Origin of the sequence: Moorena sp. SIO4A5 (assembly GCF_010672005.1) — a bacterium.
Taxonomy (GTDB): domain Bacteria; phylum Cyanobacteriota; class Cyanobacteriia; order Cyanobacteriales; family Coleofasciculaceae; genus Moorena.
The window spans coordinates 24,979-49,408 of record NZ_JAAHHZ010000011.1 but is presented as its reverse complement, the minus strand read 5'-3'; the positions used below and the strand labels follow the sequence as shown (position 1 = coordinate 49,408).

At 44.3% G+C, this 24,430-nt stretch carries 12 protein-coding genes and 4 pseudogenes; 7 read left to right on the top strand and 9 right to left on the bottom strand.

Features of this window, described 5'->3' with window-relative positions:
• Positions 1–12 precede the first annotated feature (12 nt).
• The 4 genes from F6K57_RS07230 to purE form a co-directional block, all read right to left on the bottom strand.
• Positions 13–2,319, bottom strand: a complete 2,307-nt coding sequence (locus tag F6K57_RS07230) for a caspase family protein (RefSeq protein WP_293066133.1) — start codon at positions 2,317–2,319, stop codon at positions 13–15.
• Between the two features lie 608 nt (positions 2,320–2,927).
• The gene (gene sat, locus F6K57_RS07225) at positions 2,928–4,115 is read right to left on the bottom strand and encodes a sulfate adenylyltransferase (RefSeq protein WP_293024147.1); all 1,188 of its coding nucleotides are present in this window, start codon (positions 4,113–4,115) and stop codon (positions 2,928–2,930) included.
• A 125-nt stretch (positions 4,116–4,240) separates the two neighbouring features.
• The gene (gene cysC / locus F6K57_RS07220; RefSeq protein ID WP_293024150.1) at positions 4,241–4,777 is read right to left on the bottom strand and encodes an adenylyl-sulfate kinase; all 537 of its coding nucleotides are present in this window, start codon (positions 4,775–4,777) and stop codon (positions 4,241–4,243) included.
• A 312-nt stretch (positions 4,778–5,089) separates the two neighbouring features.
• Positions 5,090–5,617 carry a 5-(carboxyamino)imidazole ribonucleotide mutase gene (gene purE / locus F6K57_RS07215; RefSeq protein WP_293024152.1) on the bottom strand — a complete coding sequence of 176 codons (528 nt, stop codon included), beginning with the start codon at positions 5,615–5,617 and terminating at the stop codon, positions 5,090–5,092.
• Between the two features lie 46 nt (positions 5,618–5,663).
• On the opposite strand from purE, the gene nagA reads away from it, so the two are divergent.
• Both nagA and F6K57_RS07205 read left to right on the top strand, forming a co-directional pair.
• A complete protein-coding gene (gene nagA / locus F6K57_RS07210) occupies positions 5,664–6,773 on the top strand; it encodes an N-acetylglucosamine-6-phosphate deacetylase (protein ID WP_293066128.1) in 1,110 nt (369 codons plus the stop codon).
• A 203-nt stretch (positions 6,774–6,976) separates the two neighbouring features.
• Positions 6,977–7,752 (top strand): annotated as a pseudogene (locus tag F6K57_RS07205) (IS5 family transposase).
• A gap of 491 nt (positions 7,753–8,243) precedes the next feature.
• Here the strand turns inward: F6K57_RS07205 and F6K57_RS07200 are convergent.
• The 4 genes from F6K57_RS07200 to F6K57_RS07185 all read right to left on the bottom strand — a co-directional run bounded on the left by F6K57_RS07200 (position 8,244) and on the right by F6K57_RS07185 (position 11,484).
• The gene (locus F6K57_RS07200; RefSeq protein WP_293025335.1) at positions 8,244–8,822 is read right to left on the bottom strand and encodes a hypothetical protein; all 579 of its coding nucleotides are present in this window, start codon (positions 8,820–8,822) and stop codon (positions 8,244–8,246) included.
• 72 nt (positions 8,823–8,894) lie between these two features.
• Complete coding sequence (locus F6K57_RS07195; protein WP_293025336.1) at positions 8,895–9,044, bottom strand: hypothetical protein; 150 nt, start codon at positions 9,042–9,044, stop codon at positions 8,895–8,897.
• A 107-nt stretch (positions 9,045–9,151) separates the two neighbouring features.
• Complete coding sequence (ftsZ, locus tag F6K57_RS07190; protein WP_293025337.1) at positions 9,152–10,423, bottom strand: cell division protein FtsZ; 1,272 nt, start codon at positions 10,421–10,423, stop codon at positions 9,152–9,154.
• Between the two features lie 218 nt (positions 10,424–10,641).
• Entirely contained in the window at positions 10,642–11,484 is an 843-nt protein-coding gene (locus tag F6K57_RS07185) for an FtsQ-type POTRA domain-containing protein (RefSeq protein WP_293025338.1), read from the bottom strand.
• A gap of 433 nt (positions 11,485–11,917) precedes the next feature.
• Between F6K57_RS07185 and F6K57_RS07180 the strand changes: the two genes are divergently transcribed.
• On the top strand, positions 11,918–13,237 hold the full coding sequence (locus F6K57_RS07180; RefSeq protein ID WP_293025339.1) for a P-loop NTPase fold protein: 1,320 nt from the start codon (positions 11,918–11,920) through the stop codon (positions 13,235–13,237).
• 904 nt (positions 13,238–14,141) lie between these two features.
• On the opposite strand, the pseudogene F6K57_RS07175 reads toward F6K57_RS07180, so the two are convergent.
• A pseudogene (locus tag F6K57_RS07175) lies at positions 14,142–14,902 on the bottom strand (IS1 family transposase).
• A gap of 799 nt (positions 14,903–15,701) precedes the next feature.
• Here F6K57_RS07175 and F6K57_RS07170 point away from each other — a divergent pair.
• The 4 genes and pseudogenes from F6K57_RS07170 to ctpC form a co-directional block, all read left to right on the top strand.
• A pseudogene (locus F6K57_RS07170) lies at positions 15,702–15,982 on the top strand (hypothetical protein); the annotation flags it as partial.
• Between the two features lie 19 nt (positions 15,983–16,001).
• Positions 16,002–16,145 (top strand): annotated as a pseudogene (locus F6K57_RS07165) (IS982 family transposase); the annotation flags it as partial.
• An 854-nt stretch (positions 16,146–16,999) separates the two neighbouring features.
• Positions 17,000–22,201, top strand: coding sequence for a hypothetical protein (locus tag F6K57_RS07160; RefSeq protein WP_293066123.1), 5,202 nt, complete (start codon positions 17,000–17,002; stop codon positions 22,199–22,201).
• A gap of 476 nt (positions 22,202–22,677) precedes the next feature.
• Positions 22,678–23,973, top strand: a complete 1,296-nt coding sequence (gene ctpC, locus F6K57_RS07155; protein WP_293023347.1) for a carboxyl-terminal processing protease CtpC — start codon at positions 22,678–22,680, stop codon at positions 23,971–23,973.
• The last annotated feature ends 457 nt before the right edge of the window (positions 23,974–24,430 follow it).

Below are 24,430 nucleotides of genomic sequence, written 5' to 3'. Positions count from 1 at the left end.
AACAAGCTGAAATTAAACCACCCGATAGAGAAAACTTAGAGTTGCCCAAGTATTGACATCCAAGGCGTAGGAATCAGCAGCTATACTGAGGGAAGAATCTAGGGAATTTGCACTAGCATCATGTATGTCTTGCAACACCGCCTTGGCTACGTCCAAGGGGTTAAACAAATCATCAATTGGTGCTCCGATTCCGCGACGAGATGGCACAGCGTCGAGAGCTTTACTGGCCTCAGTGAAGGGAGAGCGACTGCAAATCAGTTGCATTTCCACCATTCCACTAGGACCTGAGACAATCCCACCAACAGAAGCTACGGCTGATGGCAGAGTTAGGGTTTCCCCAGGAGCAATTACAGCATCTTTGATAGATGGAGAGTTTTCTGAAGTCTGTGATGTCTCCAAAAATGGCAGTTCATATAGTGCGATCGCATTGCCATTGGTATTAAAGCCTAATAGCAAGAAATAGATCGGTTGGTCACCGTAGTTTTCGATCTGATAATGGAGACGACTCCCTACCGGCAAAATAGGAACACCTGCTTCTGCCACAGTTTTTGTCAACTCAGCCTGAGATTTAGCTTCACCCTCAGCTACCAAATCTACCCGTGAGGAGGAAGCCGTCCGTGATGTTTCGAGTTGCATCACTAGCTTTTGCTCTGGTTCAATCATCTGTAGGGATACCCGAATACCTAGACCGGAAGACCCATCATTAGCAGTTAGTCGCAGCAATTTTGCTGCCAGCAAGGTGTTCAGTTTACCAGCCAATCCCATAGCTGCTGACTTCACGGCTACCCCAGCTTCCCCAACTCCATTGGGTATGGGTTGACCGTCGAGATAGAAGATTCCATAACCCCCTCCCCCAGCATTTGTGGAAGAGAGTGCTTTGCCAAACAAGTAATCAGCAGGTTGTTCCCCTGCTTGCACTACCGATGCAGCAGAGATACCAGAAAAGGCACTGGTAGCATCTACTCGTTCAATTCGTTCTAGGTTCCCATCCAGAGCTACCGTTATACCAATATTACGGGGTAACACCCGGACAGCTTCTTGCACCAGCTGCCCAACTTGTAGCTGATTGTTATTATCAGTACTAGCACCAATAAATTTTGCCTTAGCAGTCAGACCATCTTTAGAGGTTATTTGTAGTTGGGAGGCTCCCGAGTTAGCACCGACTAATTCCAATACAGAGTTATTGCTATAGTAATCCACAACTGTTGCTGGTAATCCTGCCAACCACAACTGTGCAGTTTGAGCATTATCTTCCACGGCGGTGACCACACCATCCGCTCCCATGCTAGGGTCAGGGGGCAGATAATAGGTAGGTATTGGCTCAAGACTACTTTGACCCCCTAGCCTGGGCTGTTGTTGTGTACCTGTCAGTTGATTAACCATCACACCAGCGTGACTCAGGCTCACCTGACTTGTCGTTGTTGGTATTGCCTGCCACAGATACTGAGTAAGAGCATAGGTAAATAAGCCAGCACTGAAACCATTCCATTTAGCCTCCATGGCCATTTGATTTGGTTCAGCAGCGGTGAGAACCAGACCTGCCATAGGATTCATCGATCCAGGCACAACCGAGACCGATTTCTGGTTTACCATCCCTTTCCCAGAATCCTGTATCCGCCGCCGCAGTTGCTCTTGAAAAGCCAGTTCGTCCCGACTAGCCTCTTGGGCTGGTGGGTTAGTACTAGAGCGTACCTTAATATTTCCTTGGAGGAGGCTATCAGCTACCGTGTGGCTAGTATCAAGTACTGTAGTGACTTGGTCAGTGAAGAGCGATCGCAATAGCAAAACTAGAGTTTCTTCCAGTAAATCGTTGGCTACCTTAGGTTTTTTTTTGGTCAGGCTCCCATCTACTGGAACCAAGCTATTTTGAAGTGCAACAGACGTATCGGTTTGATACCCTTGAGATAGCTTGACCTGGCTACCGAAGCCACTGAAGTGGAAGACTACCACATCACCCGCTTTCGCTTGCTCCGTCAGATGTTCAATAAAAGCCGTTTCAATATTTTCGCGAGTCGCTTGGTGATCTTTAAGTATCAGTATATCCTTCGGGTTGAAGCCAAACCGATGAATCAATAGTTCTTGTTGTAGTTCTACATCAGTAACACAGCCATCCAAGACTGTGCTACGAGGATACTTGTTGATACCCACTAGTAGGGCTAACTTTCGCCCAAGGGGTTGTGCTAATACTTGGAAGTAACGGTCTATTCCAGGAACAGCTAAACCACTATTCCCTAGGAGGGATAGTAATGTTTCACTTACTCCTAATGTTGCCAATCCCAAACTAGCTTTTTGCAGAAAAGTCCGGCGATTAAGTCCCATATCCGCGCTTCAGCTTTCAGATTTCAGCTATCAGCCTACCAGGATTGGCGCTCCCACGGCCACAAGCCGTGGGATTCCCAGTTGAGCTAGTTCACTAGTTCACTAGTTAAAGGTTTAACGCGATGGACTTCGTCCCGCTTTGCTGCGAAGCGCGTGGCCGAAAGGCCAAGGTTACAGGTTGAAGGTTATTTGGTTGAAGGTTGAAGGTTGAAGGTTGAAGGTTGAAGGTTATTTGGTTACAGGTTACAGGTTACAGGTTGAAGGTTATTTGGTTACAGGTTACAGGTTACAGGTTGAAGGTTATGTGGTTACAGGTTACAGGTTACAGGTTACAGGTTGAAGGTTATTTGGTTACAGGTTACAGGTTACAGATTGAAGGTTATAGGTTTAAGGTTATAGGTTTAAGGTTACAGGTTTAAGGTTTGGAATATAACCAAATAACCAAATAACCAAATAACCAAATAACCGCCTCACCTCCAACCTTCAACGGTCTAACCTCCAACCTTCAACGGTCTAACCTCCAACCTTCAACAGTCTAACCTTCAACCTTCAACGGTCTAACCTTCAAAGGTCTAACCTTCAACGGTCTAACCTTCAACCTTCAACCTTCAACTCCTCTCGTGCATTGCCTTAGCCAGTTCTGCTGCCACTTCAGGTCGGGAAAATTCCGGTGGTGGTAATTCTCCCTCACGCAGCATTTTCCGTACCTTAGTACCGGATAAATGAATCCTCTGCTCCGGTGTACTTGGACTAGTCTTGGCGGTAGCCATACCTTGGGTGCGAGTGCAGTAGAAGGCGTGCTCAAACTTCATCGGCATGATCCCCAACTCACCTGGCTCAAACTCACCAAAAATGTGTTGGGCATCATAGGTGCCGTAATAGTCTCCCACACCAGCGTGGTCTCGTCCTACAATGAAATGGGTACAGCCATAATTCTTCCGTACCAAAGCATGGAAAATGGCTTCTCTTGGGCCTGCATAACGCATGGCAGCAGGGTTAATTGCCAGAATCACGCGGTCATTGGGAAAATAATTCTCCAACATGATTTCATAGCAACGCATGCGCACATCGGCTGGGATGTCGTCGCTTTTAGTAGCACCCACTAAGGGATGAAGGAATAGACCGTCTACGGTTTCTAGAGCACATTTGATGATATATTCATGAGCCCGATGAATGGGATTACGGGTTTGGAAACCTACCACTGTTTTCCAACCCCGTTCCGAGAACATGGCTCTCGATTTTTCTGGATCGATTTGGTAGGAGGGAAACTGGGGATGGGGTAACCGTTCCAGTAACCATACTGAACCAGCTAAATTAATCTCTCCCTGGTCATACACGACTTTCACACCAGGATGCTTGTCTTCATCAGTGCGGTAAACTTGCACCGCTTCATGGGTTTTGTCGTAAGAATATTTTTCTGTCAGTTCTAATACACCAATAAACCGACCACTGGTATCATCCAAACGGACTAACCCCCCCTCTTGCAGAGGGGCAGCTACTTCAGAGGTAACCGAGAGGGTGATCGGAACTGACCACGGTAGGTTATTGGCTAGACGCATCCGGTCTACCACTGATTCGTAGTCTTCTTTGGCCATGAAGCCAGTCAGGGGACTAAAGCCACCGATAGCAATCATTTCAAGGTCGCTGACAGCCCGTTTATCCAGTGTGACTCTGGGCAGAAATTCAGCTTTATCCAAAAATTCCTGCCGTTGTTCAGGTGTAGCGACACGGTTGACCAGTTGACCACCGTGAGCTGGGATAGTTTGTGAAGGATGGCTTAACACCGGGCTTTGCATACTCTAGGAATAATAATTAGGTTCTACAATTGTCTCAAGAATTGTCTCAAGAATTGTCTCAAGATACGACTCCCACTCCAAAGCGTGTACGTGGAGTCCTTTAGTTAAGGTATAAAGATTCTGCTTCAAGTACTAGAAATATAATTTAACTCTTCCAGCTTTTTCAGAACTTTGTCCACACTTTCTGATAATTCTTCTTGGTCAGTGCGACATTCTACCTCCGGATTTAATGGTGGCTCATAGGGGTCATCAATACCAGTAAAATTCTTAATTTCTCCATCACGAGCTCGTTTGTAAAGTCCTTTGACATCTCGGCCTTCGCAAACTTTTAGGGGAGCATTAACATAAACTTCTACAAAGTCACCAATCCTTTGCCTGACCTCCTCTCGAATTTCACGGTAAGGAGAGATAGCGGATACCAATACAATAACTCCATTGCGGGTTAAAAGATGGGCAACAAAGCCAATGCGGCGAATGTTTTCATCCCGGTCTTCTTTACTAAATCCGAGTCCTTTGGTTAAGTTCTGACGGACGATATCCCCATCCAAGACTTCGGGCTTACATCCTTTGGCGTTTAGTTTTTCTTCTAATGCCTTAGTAATAGTGGTCTTTCCAGCACCACTAAGACCAGTTAACCATACTGTAACACCACGATGTTCCATTAAATTTATTTACCTCCTAGATTTTTTGTTGACATGAGTTGGATTTGGTGTGGATCGGGTATTGGTATTTCAGCTGAACACCAAACTCAACCTCGTAAGTCCTATGGCCTTTAGTCTCGGCTCATTTATAACAGATGCTTCCCTTCCGTAGCATGCTTTTGAGATACCCCAACTTAACGTAGTAGAACGAGTCGGATTGCCCTCGAATTATTTTCTGTCACATCCCCCCTATAGTGGCTTACCCTAATGGCAATTTAATGGGTATTTTTGCCCTTTTTCAATGCTAACCTTCTGAAAGTCTCAGCAACCAGATTAACTCATCTGCCCTAAGTATTGCTGATAACCTAACTCATCCAGCAATGCTTGCTTTTCCATCACTGATTGGGCTAAATTCTGGCGATACTGCTGCACTCTCTCTAGTAATTCCGGCTGATGAGTCCCCAAAATCTGCACTGCTAACAACCCTGCATTCTTGGCATTACCAATTGCTACAGTAGCGACGGGAATTCCCCCAGGCATTTGAACAATTGAGTATAGGGAATCGATACCCTGCAAGTGACGACTAGACACTGGAACCCCAATTACAGGCAAGGGTGTTAGGGCCGCTACCATCCCAGGCAGATGAGCCGCCCCCCCAGCACCAGCGATAATAACTTTGAGTCCACGCTTGTGAGCGTTTTGGGCATAATTTACCATCCGTTCAGGGGTGCGGTGGGCGGAGACAATCGCCACTTCCGAAGGAACACCGAAGTCTTCACATACTGCGATCGCATTTTGCATGGTGGGCAAATCGGAATCGCTGCCCATAATAATCCCAATTAACGGTTGGTTATTGGTCATGGATCATGTTTGATGGTAGATGAATTAGACTTCGCCACATTCCCTAATGACTCTAGATATTATCAATGCTCGTGTCCCTAGTTACCACGGTTTACAGAATATTCACATTAATGCTCATGGAATTATTGACGCGATCGCACCCAACCCAGAAACTCTTCCTAAGCTAGAAACTCTTCCTAACCCGGCTATCCTTGACGTTGCTGGGGATTGGGTCTCCCTAGGGGGTGTGGATTTGCAGATTAATGGGGGGCTAGGCTTAGCCTTCACCGATGTGGATTTTCACCACATCCCTTTACTCCAGGATATTTGTCAATTCCTTTGGCATCAGGGTGTCGATCACTTTTTACCCACTCTGGTGACTACTTCTGTAGAGAAGATTCAGCGATCGCTTTCTGTCTTTGCTAAATTTATCCCTTCCCAACCTTACCAGACCCCAAGCGCCCGCATCTTGGGTGTCCATCTAGAAGGGCCTTTTCTCAATCCCCAAAAACGGGGAGCTCATCCTCTTGAGTATCTATTACCACTTACTCTTGAAAATGTCAAGGAAGTTTTGGGATACTATGGTAATCTGGTTAAACTAATTACCATAGCGCCAGAGTTAGATAGCATTGGTGAGGTGATTCCGTATTTGCGATCGCGCAACATAATCGTTAGTCTTGGTCACTCCCAAGCTACAGCAGAGCAAGCCCAAAGCGCCTTTGAACATGGGGCATCCATGGTAACCCATGCTTTTAATGCCATGCCAGGACTCCATCACCGCAAACCAGGATTACTCGGAGCTGCCCTAGTTACTCCCGGTGTCCAGTGTGGACTAATTGCCGATGGTCAGCACGTTTGTTCCACCATGATCCAATTGCTGCTCCGTGCTGGGGGTTATGAACAAGGGATTTTTCTAGTTAGCGATGCCCTAGCACCAATAGGATTACCCGATGGCGTCTATCCCTGGGACACCCGCCAGATAGAGGTCAAAAATGGGACAGCACGGCTACCAGATGGGACATTATCTGGGACAACCTTGCCATTATTGGTAGGGGTAGAGAATTTAGTCCAGTGGGGGATTTGTAGCATTGAGAATGGCATTGCCCTCGCAACGGTTTCCCCTCGCCAAGCCATCGGTTTACCAACCCTAGACCACCAGGGTTGTTCGACACAATAGTATACCTCTTGCAAAAGTCTTTCGTGGTATGATAGAAAGCTTAGTGATTTTTGATTTAGTCTACGCTTAAGACTAACCAATTTGCTTTGTACTCTCTTTGTATATAAGCCTAGGGCGTGTCATCAATCAAAATGTTTGACAGAAGTAGCTTGATAGGATATTCGTGTAAATCCTGCAATCACAATAGGTGGGCATAAATGATTATGAAACGTTATGGCTGGCGAGATGACCAGTGGGAAAGGCTCGAGCACCTCTTACCTGGTAAAGAGGGCGACCCTGGTGCTACGGCCATTGACAATCGATTATTTGTTGAAGCCGTTTTATATCGCTATCGTGCCGGAATTCCCTGGCGGGATTTACCGGAGCGTTTTGGGGATTTTCGCGTCATTCATACCCGGCATACCCGTTGGTCTGAAAAAGGCGTTTGGAAGAAGGTTTTCGATGTTTTAGCCGAAGACGCTGACAACGAATATGCCGCCATTGATGCAACCATTGTGCGTGCCCATCAACGAGTGCGCTGGTGCGAAAAAAAAACCTGATGATACCTGCATTACCCAAGCCATAGGCCTAAGCATTGGGGGACTATCAACCAAGATTCATGCTACAAGCGATGCCTTGGGCAATCCCACAGGATTTCATCTAACTCCAGGCCTTGCCCACGATTTACAAGGCGCTGACGTCTTGTTGGATTCCATTGATGAGATTGGTGCGCTACTTGCTGATAAAGCCTATGATGCAGAACAACGTGTGCGCTTAGCGCCTCAAAGAGGCCAATTGCAAGGCTGTCATTCCTCCCAAAAGCAACCGCACTCAACGCACGGGAATACGATAAAGACATGTACAAGTGGCGGCAACAATCACGAAAATCTCTTCCAAAAACTCAAGCAATACAGGGCAATTGCGACACGGTACGATCAAACAGCTCGCAATTTCAAATGGTGCGATCCACCTCGCTGCTGCCATCATCTGGCTTAATTGATGACACGCCCTAGAGTTATACATCGCTGAGCACACAACATCTGCTGATGCAATACTGATTCTAGGGGATTTTTTTTTTCCGCGAGTCCCTAACCTGAGTTCAACGTAACGCTGAAAGCCTTAATATACCCTAGTTGCCCAAAGCTTGTATCCCTTACTCTTTCGTGGAGCGATCGCTTATATCGAACTCAGGTTGAGCAGGTTTTTTCTTGCCCTTCACCACTGACTAATGACTGTAGATTTGATCTAAGTAAACAGATCTGTGATCAGCCAATGTTCTGGGCACAATTGACCCTGGCAAACCTTATAGACCTGGCCATTAACTGCTACAAACCGATTTCCCTTGGCAGTAATGATGGTAATTTTCCAATTAATGGTGCAATGCGGAGGCGAAAATAGCGGTAAATACAGCCGAGGTTTAGTACAACAATAGATTGGCGGATGAATCTCAAAGAACCCGCCATTAATCGATTAATCAAGCAGCAAAATGGTTCAACGATTACTATCTAGTATCGGTTTCACCACCAAAAAGCCAGCACCAAATGCGCTCAAGACAATTCCCAAGATAGCTATAACCAACACCCAGCCATTGACATATGAGACTGCCTCTGGCTGCGAACTTCGCAGGGAGCGATTGTTTTCTTGTTCAATCACTAAAGTTTCTCGATAGGAAGAGGTAGGGGTTTGAGGTTTCCTCTGAGGTGGGGAAAATTCACCCCCTGGGATAGTTGTAGAGGTGCGCTGGGGTGGAATTGGTGGAGCTTGACGGGGTTCCGGCGGCTTTACTGGCTGAGGTCGATGGACTTCAGCTGGACTCACTGGTTCTAAGGAATTGATCACCTGCTGTAGATGCAGAGCTGAATTAATAACTTTTTTAACTTCCTGTCGCAGCTGCTGGTGTTGTTTAACTAAATGCTGATTTTGAGAATGGAGAGAGTCCAACATCGCCTGTGTTGCTTGCAACTCAGCTGCTAGTTCCCGGTAGACAGAAATTGGTACTGATGGACAGTATGTATTCGATTTGTTTGCCGATGTTGAACTAGGGTAACGATCGCTACTGGATTTGGGCATAGGGGGGTTGGTTCGGTGATTAGAAGTCATAAGTATAGCTAAACTTCATCCAAGGCAAGAATAGTTGAAATTTTAATCTGTGGGCAGCCCTTGTTGGCTAAAAGCTAGGGAGATAGTCAAAAAAAACTCCCGCTCCATAGTCTGGCTGACTATTGATAGTGATAACCGAAAAAAGTTTCCCATGGGTTCAGGCTCAGGAGCAATCTCTAGGGAAGTTTTCACGCCTATTAGTAAAATCAGCAATTACCAAGGGGACCGACAATAGTCTTGCCTTGGCTATAGGTTGCTTTGCTTTACTTCCATGCCATTTGGTTTCCGTCAGTTTTTTTCTACTCCTTTGGTCCTCTAGGAAAACGACGCCGTTGCAGGAATTCTGGAATATCTAATCCTGGTCTACTCTTAGGCTCAACCTTGGGAGTAGGGGGCATCGGTGTAGGAGCAATCGGTCGCCGATTCAGGGGAGTTTCCACAGATTTAGGTGCAGACTGGGCTTCTCCGGTAAATCCAGTAGCAATCACAGTAATTCTAATTTCACCCTGGAGCTTATCATCAATTACTGCTCCAAAGATGATATTGGCATTGGGATCAACCACTTCATAAACAGTTTCTGCTGCTGAATTCACTTCATGGAGGGTCAGATCACTGCCACCAGTAATATTTAAAACTACCCCTCTAGCCCCTTCAATAGAAGACTCCAGCAGAGGAGAAGAAATGGCGGCTACTGCTGCCTCTCTGGCTCGGGATTTTCCAGAACCCATCCCGATGCCCATCAGAGCCGAACCAGCATCTGCCATCACCGCTCGCACATCGGCAAAATCCACATTCACCAAGCCAGGAATAGTAATAATATCAGAGATCCCTTGTACCCCCTGACGTAGGATATCATCAGCTACTTTAAATGCTTCTTGAACAGGAGTCTGTTCTGAAATCACTGACAAGAGTTTATTATTGGGAATAACAATTAGGGTATCGACTCGACTCCCCAGAGCGGCAATTCCTTCCTCGGCTTGGGAAGTACGGCGGCGTCCTTCAAAGGTAAATGGACGAGTGACCACTCCCACAGTTAAAGCACCCATCTCTTTAGCGACTTCTGCTACAATCGGGGCAGCTCCTGTGCCAGTACCACCCCCCATCCCAGCAGTAATGAAAACCAAGTCAGTGTCTTCGAGAGCCTGGGCAATTTCCTCCCGGGATTCTTCTGCGGCTTTTTGACCAATGGCTGGGTTCCCTCCTGCTCCCAACCCTCGGGTCAACTTCTGCCCCATTTGTAAGCGTTGGGGGGCTGATGATTGGGCTAGTGCTTGAGCATCTGTGTTAATTGACCAGAACTCTACTCCACTGACATCACTGGCAATCATGCGGTTAACTGCGTTACCACCACCCCCGCCAACACCAATGACCTTGATTTTTGCAACGCTACCTGGCACGATATTGTCACTCCTAGTTTCTTCCCTGGGTATGCGATTAGAATCATAAGTTTGACCGAATTGTAATACAGAGTTACTAAAAGGATGTGTATTGTCGGATCCTAATGACAGATCTGCTTCTGCGATGATTTTAGAACTTTGAGCAGCAAGCCCTAGTTTACTATTAAGCGTCATTGCAACAGGTGAGGGTAAGTGTTTATCTTTATCTTTATAAGTTATATGTAGCCGTCTGAGTTAACTATAGAGTAAGTTGATTGAAAAACCAAAGACCCTGGCAACGGCTGGCTCTATACCCGATAACTGACCTGAAACAAAACAATGGTTCTGGAAATATCACCTCGGCTTAGCCGTCAGAGTAGGGCTAATCACCTGTCTGACCTTCTTCGTTATCCTTATTTAACTCCCGATTGCACACTGTCATGGTCTGTCATCATTTGAATAGATGGTAAGTCTGGGTTTTGGAGGTCAATGTAAGCTATTTTGCTCTTTTGTGTGCGCTTCGGCAATTCTCGCATCTGATCTAGAACTCTCAGTTGCGTGGGGAAGCGTTCAGTGTAAGGACCTAAATGTACATTTCCTAACTCGGTCTTCAGAATTAAGTTGGCTGGATTTCGCCAATCGATCTCGAAAACTTTTACAGCCGACTGACTCACAGCTTGATAAACATCGAACCAGTAAGGGCGATAAACGGAATTTTGACCAATCACTTTCAACTTCGGCAACTGCAGGTTGGCCGAGAGTGGTTCGTAACTGCTCTTGGGGCTCCAGATCCCGTGCTCATCGACTAAACCCAAGGTTGGGGTAGAGTTTTTAGTTTTTCTGGTTTGGAGCTTACTCTGCTCAGCAATAGCCACTGGTTGACGCTCTCTAACTTGTATTGTCAATCCTGGTGGTATTAGTTGACGGCTAACTAGAGCCGAAGCAATAGGAGCTTCAGACTCCAGAAACTTGGCAAGGACTTGGGGTTGTACTTGCAGTAAAGACTGGGGATAGGATAAAGGCAACAGGGAGCGTATCGCTTCAGCAGAAAGCCAATAATTCCCTTGAATCTCGATTTGTTCTGGGTGACGAATCATCCAATCTGGTAAAGTTATTGCCCAGAGTAAACTTCCAGCGATACCGCCCACCAAAAGTGTACGCCAAATCCTTTGATAAAATTGAATCCGGCGTGTCCGTCGCAGTTGTTTGCGTCGATTAGACAATTGTGATTGAGAGACTGATGCGATGTTGGTCATCTACTACCGATCAATCGACAGAGTACATTTATGACTTGAAGTAAGCCTGACAATTGGCGCGTGGGCGTTTGCGCTGCGGCGCGATCGCTTCACGCCAATCTACCCAAAAATCTGGGTAACGACAAGGTTTGAACTTTGCAATTCCTCAGTGAGCACCAAATACTTTTTTTAATTTAACCACTACTAGGTTCCCACGTTTTATACTTAACAGGTTCCATCAGCCTGATGGAAAAAGGCATTGGTGCCTAATCAGTCCTATATAGTTAACTCATTCCACGTACCTTGGTCGTGGGATGAGCCAGTGATTAGTGATTAGTCTTTTACAAAAGACTAATCACTGGCCACGCTTCCTATATCACCCTGTTGAAGGAGTGGGCTTTCTAACCGCCTTCTGTAAACCACAACCATCACCACAACGGTGGGAGGTTAATTTATGGAACTGCATCTACCAAGATTTTTCAAAGCGTGTAACCCAGCTAAAACCTTAGATATGGGTAATCCAGAAGACCATCCATACTATATCGATTTTTCCGCTGTCAGGGGAGGAAAGATTATCGAAGCTTTAGGACGAACCATTACCCGTCTGTCACCAGATGAACCTACCTGTCAATTGTTTACTGGTCATATTGGCTGTGGTAAGTCTACTGAGTTGTTAAGACTTAAAGCTGAATTGGAGAAGCAGCAATTTCATGTTGTTTATTTTGAGTCCTCTCAAGACCTAGACATGGTGGATGTTGATGTCAGTGACATTTTACTGAGCATCGCTAGGTCAGTCTGTGAAAGCCTAGAAGCGATCAGCATACAGCTCAGACCCAGTTACTTTAGTAAATTATTTAATGAAATCAAAGACTTTTTGCAAACTCCTATCGAGTTTTCAACAGAAGCCGAATTTTCCGTAGGCATTGCCAAGATTACAGCCAGAAGTAAAGACAGTCCTCAGCAACGCCAACTGCTACGACAGCACCTAGAACCCCGCACCCAAAGCATTTTGAATGCGATCAACGAAGAAATTTTACAATCAGCGATTCAGCAGCTGAAGTTACTTGGCAAAAGGGGTTTGGTGGTGATTATTGATAATCTTGACCGAGTTGATAATCGCTCCATGGTTTCAGGTCGCTCCCAGCCAGAGTATCTGTTTATCGACCGTGGTACTCAGTTAAGGCGTTTGAACTGCCATGTGGTTTACACTCTACCCTTGTCCTTAATGTTCTCCAACGAGTACGAAACTCTCAAAAATCGAGTCGGTGGTGGTGTGGCTCCCAAAATTTTGCCCATGGTGCCCATACAGTTACGGGATGGTAGTGACTATCCAGAAGGTATGGCACTGCTGCGACAGCTATTGCTAGCCCGAGCTTTTCCAATGGTTGATCCTCAACAGCGGCTAAACCTGATTCCACTAGTATTTGATAGCCCAGAAACCCTCGACCGGATGTGTCGCATTAGTGGGGGTCATGTCCGTAACTTGTTAGGGTTGCTCTATAACTGTTTGCAACATGAAGACCCACCCTTTTCCAGGAGTTGTTTAGAGAGTGTGATTAAGGGATACCGAGATGACTTGACTCTGGCTGTTGAAGAGGAAGAGTGGAAGTTGCTATCTCAAGTCGTGCAACAGCAGTCCGTCAAGGGGGAACAAGAATATCAAACCCTGTTGCGCAGTATGTTTGTCTATGAATACCAAGATGAACAAGGGCGCTGGTTTGGGATCAACCCAGCCTTAGCAGAAACAGAAAAGTTTCGGACTCTAGTTCTGTGACTGACGGGGTGACAAGCAGCATTCGGTGCCTTACTGGGTATGGGGTGACCGGGTGTGGGGTGTCGGGAAACATCAGGAGCTTTAAACCTTGGTAGCGATGCAGTCGGCCAAAGGGGAGTTTGAAGTTCCCATATAACAGGGGTTAGAAGTTGACCAAGAGAAGGGTAGCCTTTATGGTTAGTCGGCTTAGGGTAAAAGGGTTTTTTCTCTTGTAAGAAGGCTACCCTTCTCTTGGATTCGGCGGAGGCCAAAATGGGTGCTCGGTTATGAATAAAAGGGTTTTTTCTTTTGTAATAAGGCCTCAGATGAAACCTTGGTTAGAAGTTGACCAAGAGAAGGGTAGCCTTTATGGTTAGTCGGCTTAGGGTAAAAGCAGGGTAATCGCAGATATTTGGTATAAATTGTACTTGACAAAACCGACATTTGCCCAGTAATAATTCGGACTAGACAATTTCTCCAGAATCAAGGAAACTGCATAGATATTAAATCAGTCTGTTCACATTCTCAACGGCCGTGATGTCATTTGGTTTTGGTGCTCCAACCCCATCCCCCCTTTCAAAGACAATGAAACAGCTCAAACATAGCGTGATTAATCAGTTTGAGCCATTGGATGACCCAAGATTCAAACGGGAACCGAAGCATAAACTTGTAGATATTGTGCTGGGGGGGCGACGAAATAAGTTAAAACGCAGACTCTATAAGCGACCTAGCCCTTAGACCTCGTTGATAATACTTTCGTGTCTTGATGCAGTCGCTCATGGGGGAAACCCCCAAGACCGCGCTGCATCGCTTATTAGGATGCGCGTTTCATTAACTCGGTTACTAATTCTAGACAAACATCCTTAAAATTTACCCAATTTTGGCCATATAAACCGGTAGTGGTACACAAGTAGTGATGGCCTAATCAACCGGATAAACATTTATTATAGTGATGAACAAAATTCCAAATAGCTCCTAGATGATTTTCTAATTTTTTTGAAAATGACAAAGTTTTCCTAACCAGACGACTAATCCTTTGTCTTAAGGTATTATTTTGTCTTTCAATATGATGAGTTTTCCAGGTTTTTTTTCTACAGGTTTGTGACGTTTTTTAGGTATAACTTTTTGATAAGCTTCCCAAAAATCTGTATAACACACAGCACATTGTCGAACCACTGGAGGAAAAGACTTCCATAATTTATTTGCCGATTCGCGAGTGCGATCTCCAATATAAACTCCAACTATTTCTCTAGTTTCTTGTTCGCGTAGCGTGGCCAACGGCCATCAATGGCCAACCAAATCCATTGCTGATTATCTTTTTTATTAACAAAAGACCACATTTCATCACATTCTATGGAAATTTTACCTTTTGGTTTTTCTGAACCCTTTATTTTTTGGGGAGTTTCGGCATATTTTTTATTAACATACTTCTCTGTTGCAATGTTTTTGAAACTCCAACTGATCGAGCAATACCCGCCAAAGATATTTTCTCAAGTAATAAGTGATATATTAGTTTTTTTTCGACAATGGTATTGGCTTTTTTGTGGGATTTTAAAAAAACTGTCTTTTACAGTTTTTACAGAGATATTTTTGTTTTTTATGATGAGTGCTTCCATTTTTTACTGTTTGCTCACAATTGCAGTAAGGGCAATTGGGTCGGGTGATTAAATTTGATACTGTATTCATGGTTAAGATAGTGTATTTTTCCCTTGAGAAGTTTTTTTTGACTAATAAAACTTTAGCAGTTTTGTAAGTTTTATTTAATCAGTATTTATTATAATTTAGATAATGTTTTATAATTAATTATAGTTAAATTGGTAGATTTTTACTTAATAAATATCTTATTTAAGGGGAATACAATGTTGTATCATACCAAATCCGCTTTACCAAGGCTATATTCAAAAAAACACAAAGTCCTTGCCCAGAGCAGATTTGGGTATTTTTTGTAATCAGCCTATAATAACCGGATTTGGTATCACTACTTATTTATCACTACCATACTTTTAAGTTATATGAAATAAGGCGACCCTCTCTAAGGTTTCGTCTCCAAAAAATGGAGTCAGTGTAATGGATAGAGGATTGGCGAGTTTGCTGATAATCGAAACCCTAAAGACCAAACATAATCGTTATTTTGTCTTAAGAATTAAAAACAATGTCAAGCTAGAAATGTTTTAGGTGCCCTTGACCCATCTAATTATTAAATTCGCCACGGGTCGCCCCTTCAGGCAGAATCTAATCGGAACAGAAAAAGAGTAAGTACAAGGGAGAGTTGTCAACTTTTGTGACCTCGAAACTCAGACGGAATTTAGACTAGTGACTAACCTACCAGAAGCATAAGAATAAGGTATAAGTAATGAAGAAGTTGGGAATTTTTATCGTTTATTTGAACCGTAAGAGAGGGTCGCCTTTAATGTCGGCAGGTTATGGGTAAAAGGTTTAAGTTATATGAATAAGGCGACCCTCTCTAAGGTTTCGTCTCCTTGGCTGGTAAATAGAGTTGTTCTGGAAGTTTTTGAAGATGCATCTAAAACTGGACAGATTAATAACAAAGAATGTCAAGGGAATTGAGTACCAAATTTATACCTGTCTCATAGCTTATGTCTTATTACAATTAGTGGTTATCCCGATTTCGGCAATAAAATTTTAGATAAACTCCGATATTTACCAGCTTTTATGTGTGAAAATAATATTGGTTTGATCAGATGGTTTTTTCGTGAAGTTATCTGGTGTGTTATAGGTATAGTGTGTCTAATTTTATGTAAATAATTAGGTAGATTCAACATTTCTGATTGAAACCATTAATTACCAACTCAAAAATATTTATCAAATCGAACATTATCGTCATCGCTCACCGGTTAATTTTTGCGTCAATGTTCTGTGCGGATTGATTGCATATTGTCATCAACCCAAGAAACCGAGCCTTAATCTGGACTGGCTTTTACCTCAATCTGCCCGGGTCCGAACTGAGGTTACCTTAGCTGTTAATCACCCTTTTCTTTTTGAGGGAGAACTTTCTCTCAAAGCTTGGTATGAAATTAGTTTAGCCTTCAGGTTCACCCCCTGAGGTAAGGTACATCCCCTCATGTATAACCTACCACCTACCACCTACTAATTGCTTTCAAGGGACAAATTTTGTCCCTAATTGATTTGAAAACCGATGGGTGCATCTCATATTTGTAAAAAAGATGTGAAGTGTGGGAAGTGTGGGAAGTGTGGGGCGGGGGCGCGGGGAGTGTGGGGCGGGGGCGCGGGAAGTGTGGGAAGTGTGGGAATTTTCGCGGGAATTTTTGCCTAATTGCAAAACTGAGATGCACCCAAACCGATCTAGTCAGGACTTCCCCAGTAACTCTACCTGTAGGGGAGTAAGCCCTGTGCGCCTACAGGTAGAGTTTGGTGCCCAGTTTTGCGGAAGTCCTGATAGTTCAACTGTTTTACATGTTTTCGTCTAGGAACTTATAGTTCCACCCCACTATAAAAAATCAAAAATTCCGGGAAATCACTGATATCCACGCTATGGACTTCAGGCTCAATAAGTGAATTTATCATTGTTATTCAGGATTTTCATTAAATATATTTATTAAATAAGTAGTAGTAATTACTGAATTCTTTATCAAGGTACTTATGATAGACGTTTTTCTTGAGTAATGCCTGATTATGCTTGTTGTTTTTTATCAGTAAAAACCCATACTTACCGATAAGTTCTGATAGTAATCTTACTATCTAGAGGGAAAATCACCCTAGTAATAGGTAATTTCTACCAGTAGGGGTCAAAAGGTTAGTGACATGAAGCAGCAAAATCCCCCAGAAACACTAGCCCCATACAGTGCTCGCTCTCTATTAACCCTATCCCGGGCAATAATGTTCTCCCAAGGAGAATTTGCACTGATTTTGGTGCGATGCAACTACGAGTTATTTAGGAAGCAAATATGGGAGTACGTCCGAGAAATCACAGAGCTCACCTATGGTGAGCTAGTTCTTAACAAGTCTAGTCAAACTCTATTTAGTAATATCTTTAGCACCCAACAGTATGGGACAACATCTGCCCTAATGGTATCGGGTCTAGAGTCAGTTGATGCCATCAACCAGGTACTACTTTCGGCTAACCAGGTGCGAGATGAATTGCCCAAATGCTTAACCTGTCCTTTAGTGGTATGGGTAACTGACCAGGGACTTCAAAAGTTGATCAGGCTTGCTCCTTATTTTAAAAATTGGGCTACTACCTCGATTCGGTTTGAACTTACCATTGACCAATTACTCGCTTTATGTTACAGAACGGCAGATGAAATCTTTGGCAATATTTTCGCTAGAGACTTGGGAGAGTTTTTGCCCAACAAGGTGCTTTCTTTGGCTCCCGATTGCCCCCGACGCCAAGAATTTGAGTCGGCATTACAGGATTTGCAATCTCATGATATCAGCGTAGATTCTGTCCTACTAGCTACCAAGCATTTTATTCTAGGGCGAGATGCCTTTGAAAATGACCAGATTAATCTGGCCTTGGAGCATTATCAGCAGAGTCTAAATTGTTGGCAGCAGGATATAGGAGAATGGGGCGGCTGCTTGGGCAGTGAGGCTCCCCATTCAGAGCAACACTATTATAAAAACCTTAAACCGGTAAAAGTATGTACAACTATCCAAGGTAAAGCTTCTAGGAAGAGAAAAGAGGGCACAAGGGACACAGCTACATGTTTTGATCAACCTCTCGGACAAACTAAACACTCAATACCCCCCTTATGTGATCCCCCCCTCACCCCTTCAGGTTTAGAACGGCTTGGTTTAGTGTTCCATCACATCGGCTTGTGCTATTGCCGTCAAGCCCAGTTGCAAGGCTCCATCGGTTGCCATCAGTGGGAGCAAGCCCAGAAAAACTTCTGTACTGCCATTGACCTGTTTACTAAAACAGGACGCTTGGACTTGGTGGCTCAGTTGACCATAAAATTGGGAGAAGTCCTACAACACCTGGAACATTGGACAGAATTAGAAGCTTTAGCGCTAGCGTTTCTGGCACAACCTCACACTCAAGATAATCCAGTTCAGCTCTCTCGAGCCTATGGCTTTTTGGCAACAGTTGCCTATGAGCAATCGAATTGGAACCATGCTATAGACTTAGCCCTCACAGCTGTGCGCACTCTGGAGACATCTCAGCCAACTCTCAACGCTAAAAACCTTTGCCACCGAGGTTCCTATCTGCTGCTAGCTGCTAGATCTGTGCGTCAGCTGGGCAAGCCAAAATCTGCCATTAATTATCTTGAACAAGCTATAAACCTCAAAACTATCGAGCCCAACCCTCTACAGCAGCAGCCTCAACTGTTCATGGAGCTGTTGGAGGAATTGCGATCGCTCTATTTCGAGCAAAAAGCATACCAACGAGGGTTTGAACTTAAGCAACAAAAACGCTTGATAGAACAACAGTTTAGGTTTTCTACCTTTGCTGGTATGGCTCCCTTACAGAGTGTCGGGCCAAGTCGAGAAACTGACGCAACGATTACCAAGAAAGGTTTTTGTCCATCAGCCCTAGAAATCGCAGCAGCTGGACGTCAAACCGATGTCAACGGCCTGCTCGAACGCATTAGCCGCAATGACCACAAACTAACCGTGATTCACGGGACTTCCGGCGTTGGCAAGAGTTCCCTGATTAATGCTGGTTTAGTTCCTGCACTTAGCTCCAGAATTATTGGTGCTAGACAAACCTTGACGGTGGTGCAAACCGTTTACAGGAATTGGCTCGGTGAGCTGGAAAAACGTCTAGACCTTGAATTAGCAAGTACAGTAGTCTTCAAGTTTAAAGATGCCAACCTTTCACCTTCAACCGTTCAACCTACCGGAAGGGAACCCCTACGGCGAACAATCTACCCGAAGGGAACGCCTACGGCTAACAACTTACCCGACTCCAACGCCTGCGGTGAACAACCTTTAATCCTTAAACCAATTCTCGATAAGTTGTATCGGTGTTCCCAGCATAACTTATTAACCGTCCTGATTTTTGACCAGTTTGAAGAATTTTTTTTCCTTGCCACCGACTTAGAGCAACGACATCAGTTTTATAATTTTTTAGCCCAGGCTCTCAATCTCCCCTTTGTAAAAATAATCTTGTCTATGCGAGAAGATTATCTACATTACTTGTTAGAGTTTGAGCGCTTTAAGGATCTCAGTGTCATTAACAACAATATCCTAGATCAGAAGCTGCGTTATCACTTAGGTGATCTGTCCCCAGAGAATGCCAAAAACGTTATTCACTCCTTAACAGCAGTATCTCAGTTTAAGTTAGAACCTGCTCTAATCGAAGCACTGGTAAAGGATTTAGTCACCAATACCGGAGTGGTGCGCTTAATTGAGTTACAAGTCGTGGGTGCTCAGCTACAAGCGGAAAAAATTACTACCCTTGAAGGATACCGAGCTTTGGGAAATGACCCCAAGACAGTTCTAATCGAGCGATCGCTTTCCCAAATTATCTATGATTGTGGGCCAGAGAATGAAGATGCCGTCTGGGAGGTTTTATTTTCCTTAACCGATCAACGAGGTACCCGTCCGTTAAAAACCCAAGCTGAGTTAGCAGTCTCCAATGGTAACAACGCCAAACTAACTCAAATCCCCTTGATTTTGGAAATTTTGGTAGGTTCTGGTTTAGTCTTCCGAGTGCCAGAAACACCACAAAACCGATATCAGCTAATTCATGATTATCTAGTTCTACCGATTCGTCAAAAATATAAGCAACGTACCCAATCTAATATTAGAGTACGGCTAAAACAAAGTGAGAGTCAACTGTTGCGGGTTCGTAAACAACGACTGCGTGCCATTGCCATTAGCACAGTGATGGCACTTTTAGCAGTGACCAATGGTGGCTTGAGATGGCGAGCCGAAGCTCAACGAATCAATGCTATGCTTAGTGCGCTGAGTGCCTCTTCAGAAGCTCTTTTCGTGTCTAATAAAACCTTTGATGCTTTGCTCGAAGGGTTAAGAGCCGCAAAAAAACTACAGCAGGAAGAGCAGCAATATCTACCATCTCGAACAGTAGATGCAGATACCCGTCTACAAGTAATCACAGCTCTGTCCCAGGCAGTTTATTCAGTTTCCGAACACAATCGACTGGAAGGACATAGTGATATTGTTTCGAGCATCAGTTTTTCCCCAGATGGTCAGTTTATTGCCTCCACCAGCCGCGATAAAACGGTAAAACTGTGGCATCCTGATGGCAAGTTAATCCAAACCCTAGAAGGTCATCAAGATAGTGTAACCAGCGTATCGTTTAGTCCAGATAGTCAGTTAATTGCCTCTAGTAGCTGGGATGGCACAGTCAGACTATGGCGTCAAACTGGCCAGCTAGTCAGAACAATTACCACTAATGCTGGTCATATATACAGTGTCAGTTTTAGTCGAGATGGCCAGATGATGGCTGCGGCTGGCAAAGATAAGAAAATTCGATTATGGACCGTTGATGGCAAATTAATTAAAACCTTTTCCGGTCACCGGGGTGTAGTGCGGTCGGTAAGCTTTAGTGGAGATGGCAAGATCATTGCTTCTGCTAGTGCGGATAACACCATTAAGTTGTGGAGTCAAACGGGAAAATTGCTAAATACTCTTAGAGGACATAGCGCTCAGGTGAATTGTGTAGTATTTAGTCCAGATAGTCAGTTAATTGCCTCCGCTAGCGATGATCAAACGGTCAGGTTGTGGAGTGCCAATGGCAAGCTAATCAAAACCTTTCCCAAGCACCAGCGATGGGTTAATGGTGTTTCTTTCAGTGCTGATGGTCAACTGATTGCCTCTGCCAGTGATGATAATACAGTGCGGCTATGGAACCGTGAAGGCACTTTAATAAACACGTTTAAGGGACACAGCGATGGGGTTAGTGGTGTCAGTTTCAGTCCTACTAAACCTTTTAGTTCTCAAAACAACCTAGCTTACAGCAAGTCCCATATTCCTCTACAACCATCCAACCCTCAAACTGACCAACTGATTCTGGCTTCAGCCAGCCACGATAAAACTATCAAGCTCTGGAGTAGTATTAATCAGTCTCACGTAATTTTAAGAGGACATCAGGATGATGTACAGGATGTCACCTTTTCTCCAGACTCTCAACAGATTGCGACAGCTAGTAATGACAGAACTGTTAAGCTTTGGGATCGCAACGGTAAGCTGCTCCACACCTTGAAAGGGCATCATGATCTCGTCTATAGCATCAGTTTCAGTCCTGATGGTGAGCTAATTGCCTCCGGTAGTCGAGATGGCACCGTGAAACTGTGGCATCGTAGCGGTACTTTGATTAAGACAATAAAGGGACATCAGGACTGGGTATTGAATGTTAGTTTTAGTCCTGACTCGAAGCGCCTCGCGTCTGCCAGTCGGGACAGGACAGTAAAAATTTGGGATCGCACTGGTAAATTGATTAATACCCTGACTGGTCATAGTGAGCGGGTTAATGCAGTTAAGTTTAGCCAGGATAGTCAGCGATTGGCATCGGCCAGTGATGATAAAACTGTAAAGCTGTGGAGTGCTGATGGGAAACTTCTGAAAACACTACCAGGTCATCACAATTGGGTTTTGGATCTCAGCTTCTCACCCGACAACAAGTTCTTAGCAACAGCAAGCTATGATAACACAGTGAAACTCTGGCGCAAAGATGGCACCTTACAATCAACCCTCAAAGGCCATACTGATAGTGTGGCGAAAGTCCATTTTAGCCCCAAGGGCAAAATTTTGGCAACCAGCAGCTGGGACAACCAGGTTCAGCTATGGCGCTTCGACGACACCCTGATCAAAACCTTGAAAGCTGGTGAGCATCGCGTCACAAATCTTAGCTGGAGCCATGATGGAACAGCTTTGGCAGTGGCTAGTGAAGATGCTACAGTGGCAATTTGGAATTTGAATTTAGACGATCTGCTAGATAAAAGCTGCCACTGGCTCAGAAATTATCTCCAAAACAACCCAGAAGTCAGAGAAAGCGATCGCCAACTCTGTCAGCTGATCACAAACAGCCATATGAAATAGAATAATCAGTAAGTCCTTTGCGGTAATGTTAGACTGGGAAATAGTGAATAGGTAATCATTGAACAACTAACGATGAAAACCAATGACCACAATAATTTTCCGGAGGGGAAGTTGGGTGGGAGGAAAATTAATAATATGGGACTGATACCCCCAGCTTCCTTATCCTTAGTCAGGATAGGTTATTTCTTGAAATCCTAGCTAGATGGGATTATGGTGGTGTGGTGTGGTGGTATGATGGCGTGATTAGCTAATGAGGTTAGTATGGATAAATAATATCCTCACGACCCTAATCAACAACATAGATGACCCCTAAAAGGCTATAGCCATAGGGGTATATTACCAGGGTTATACTACCCAAAATTGAACAAGGGGGTGTCAGTCTCAGATTGATTTGCATAGGAGCTGTCTGACATCCCCGTTCGTTAGATTTAGCTTAGCTCCTTTGCATTAGTTTCCCGACCTTAAGCGAAAGGATTATGGTAATTACAAAACGTGGCCTGGTTCTTGGTGCGACAGCAGTAGTCCTAACAACTGTAGCAGTTACAGGAGCTGGTCTTCATCTATCTCAAAGTCAGGCTTTCTTTCGCGAGAGTCCTAAGGAGCTAGTTGATGAAGTTTGGCAAATTATTAACCGCAGGTATGTAGATGCTACCTTCAACCAGGTTGATTGGGAAGAAGTTCGCCAAGATTATCTGAATCGCTCTTACAGCAGCAAGGAACAAGCCTACAAGGCAATCCGGGAAATGCTAGAGCCCTTGGACGATCCTTACACCCGGTTTATGGATCCAGAAGAGTTCAAGAATATGCAGATTGATACATCTGGGGAATTAACTGGTGTAGGTATTCAGATTGCCCTGGATGAGGAAACAAAAAAGTTGATGGTGATTTCCCCAATTGAGGATACCCCAGCTTTTAAAGCGGGAATCCTGGCAAAGGATATCATTATCAAAATTGATGGCAAGAGTACCGAAGGTATGGATGTCAACGATGCAGTTCAACTGATTCGAGGCAAGCCAGGAACTTCCGTGACTTTGACCATTCAGCGAGGCCAAAAGGTAGTGGACTATCCGATCACACGAGCTAGGATTGAAATCCACCCTGTAAAGTATAGCTATCGGGAAACTTCAGATGGTTATGGCATCGGCTACATTCGCCTTTCTCAATTTAGTGCTAACGCGGCCAAGGAGATGGGCGAAGCAATCCGAAAGTTAGAAGATCAGAAGGTGAGTGGCTATGTTTTAGATCTCCGCTCTAACCCTGGTGGGCTACTTTATGCCAGCATTGAAATTGCTAGGATGTGGTTTGATTCCGGTACGATTGTCTCAACAGTTAACCGCATCGGCAAAGCCGAATACCAGAAAGCAATTAATCGCTCTCTGACCGATAAACCATTAGTGGTACTGGTGGATGGTGGTTCAGCCAGTGCTAGCGAAATTCTTTCGGGTGCTTTACAAGACAATCAACGTGCCATCTTGGTAGGAACTAAGACTTTTGGTAAGGGCTTAGTCCAATCCGTGCGAGGGCTTGGAGATGGCTCAGGTCTGGCAGTAACCATTGCTAAGTACCTTACCCCTAGTGGTCGCGATATCAATAAGTCCGGAATTGAACCAGATATTGTGTTTGAGCTTTCGGATGAACAGCGTAAAGACTTGCAGAAAAATCGTGAAAAAGTTGGCACCTTGGAAGATGCTCAGTATGCCAAAGCGTTTCAGATTTTGATGCAGGAAATTGCTGCCAAACAAGGCTCAAGGGCAGAAGGTAAAGCTCGTTAAGCCTTAAACCTTTCACTGATTGAGAGTGGGTCGAATGTGGCAAGAGATGGGAGATTTTATGTTAGCAATTCTCCCAACTATTTCTAATTGATAATTGTTAATTGGTAACGAGTAATTGGTAACGAGTAATTGGTAATTGCCAAACGCAATATGGTTATAAGTTAAAATGTAATTAAGTTAAGATATCTTACTGATATGAGGTTAACCTTCCCCTTTCCCTTTCAAGCAAAGTATGATGTTCTAAGTCCATGTAGTAGTGATAGACTTGGTAAGTGATCGGGCTTTCCAAGTAGTTTATCCCGATAAAAATTTTGCTATTCCGGACTTACTATACATTGAGTCAGCATTTTTTGGATTAAGCGGTCTTTTTGATAATTGAGACCGTTTTTTTTGTACCACAAGTCAGAATAATTACCAAATCATGAGGATCCTAGCCCGGTTACCCGTCAGATAAATC

Coding starts and splice junctions, on each gene's coding strand:
- ftsZ (WP_293025337.1), bottom strand. CDS start 10,423: ATGACGCTTAATAGTAAACTAGGGCTTGCTGCTCAAAGTTCTAAAATC.
- F6K57_RS07180 (WP_293025339.1), top strand. CDS start 11,918: ATGGAACTGCATCTACCAAGATTTTTCAAAGCGTGTAACCCAGCTAAA.
- nagA (WP_293066128.1), top strand. CDS start 5,664: ATGACTCTAGATATTATCAATGCTCGTGTCCCTAGTTACCACGGTTTA.
- purE (WP_293024152.1), bottom strand. CDS start 5,617: ATGACCAATAACCAACCGTTAATTGGGATTATTATGGGCAGCGATTCC.
- cysC (WP_293024150.1), bottom strand. CDS start 4,777: ATGGAACATCGTGGTGTTACAGTATGGTTAACTGGTCTTAGTGGTGCT.
- F6K57_RS07200 (WP_293025335.1), bottom strand. CDS start 8,822: ATGCCCAAATCCAGTAGCGATCGTTACCCTAGTTCAACATCGGCAAAC.
- F6K57_RS07185 (WP_293025338.1), bottom strand. CDS start 11,484: ATGACCAACATCGCATCAGTCTCTCAATCACAATTGTCTAATCGACGC.
- F6K57_RS07230 (WP_293066133.1), bottom strand. CDS start 2,319: ATGGGACTTAATCGCCGGACTTTTCTGCAAAAAGCTAGTTTGGGATTG.
- ctpC (WP_293023347.1), top strand. CDS start 22,678: ATGGTAATTACAAAACGTGGCCTGGTTCTTGGTGCGACAGCAGTAGTC.
- sat (WP_293024147.1), bottom strand. CDS start 4,115: ATGCAAAGCCCGGTGTTAAGCCATCCTTCACAAACTATCCCAGCTCAC.
- F6K57_RS07160 (WP_293066123.1), top strand. CDS start 17,000: ATGAAGCAGCAAAATCCCCCAGAAACACTAGCCCCATACAGTGCTCGC.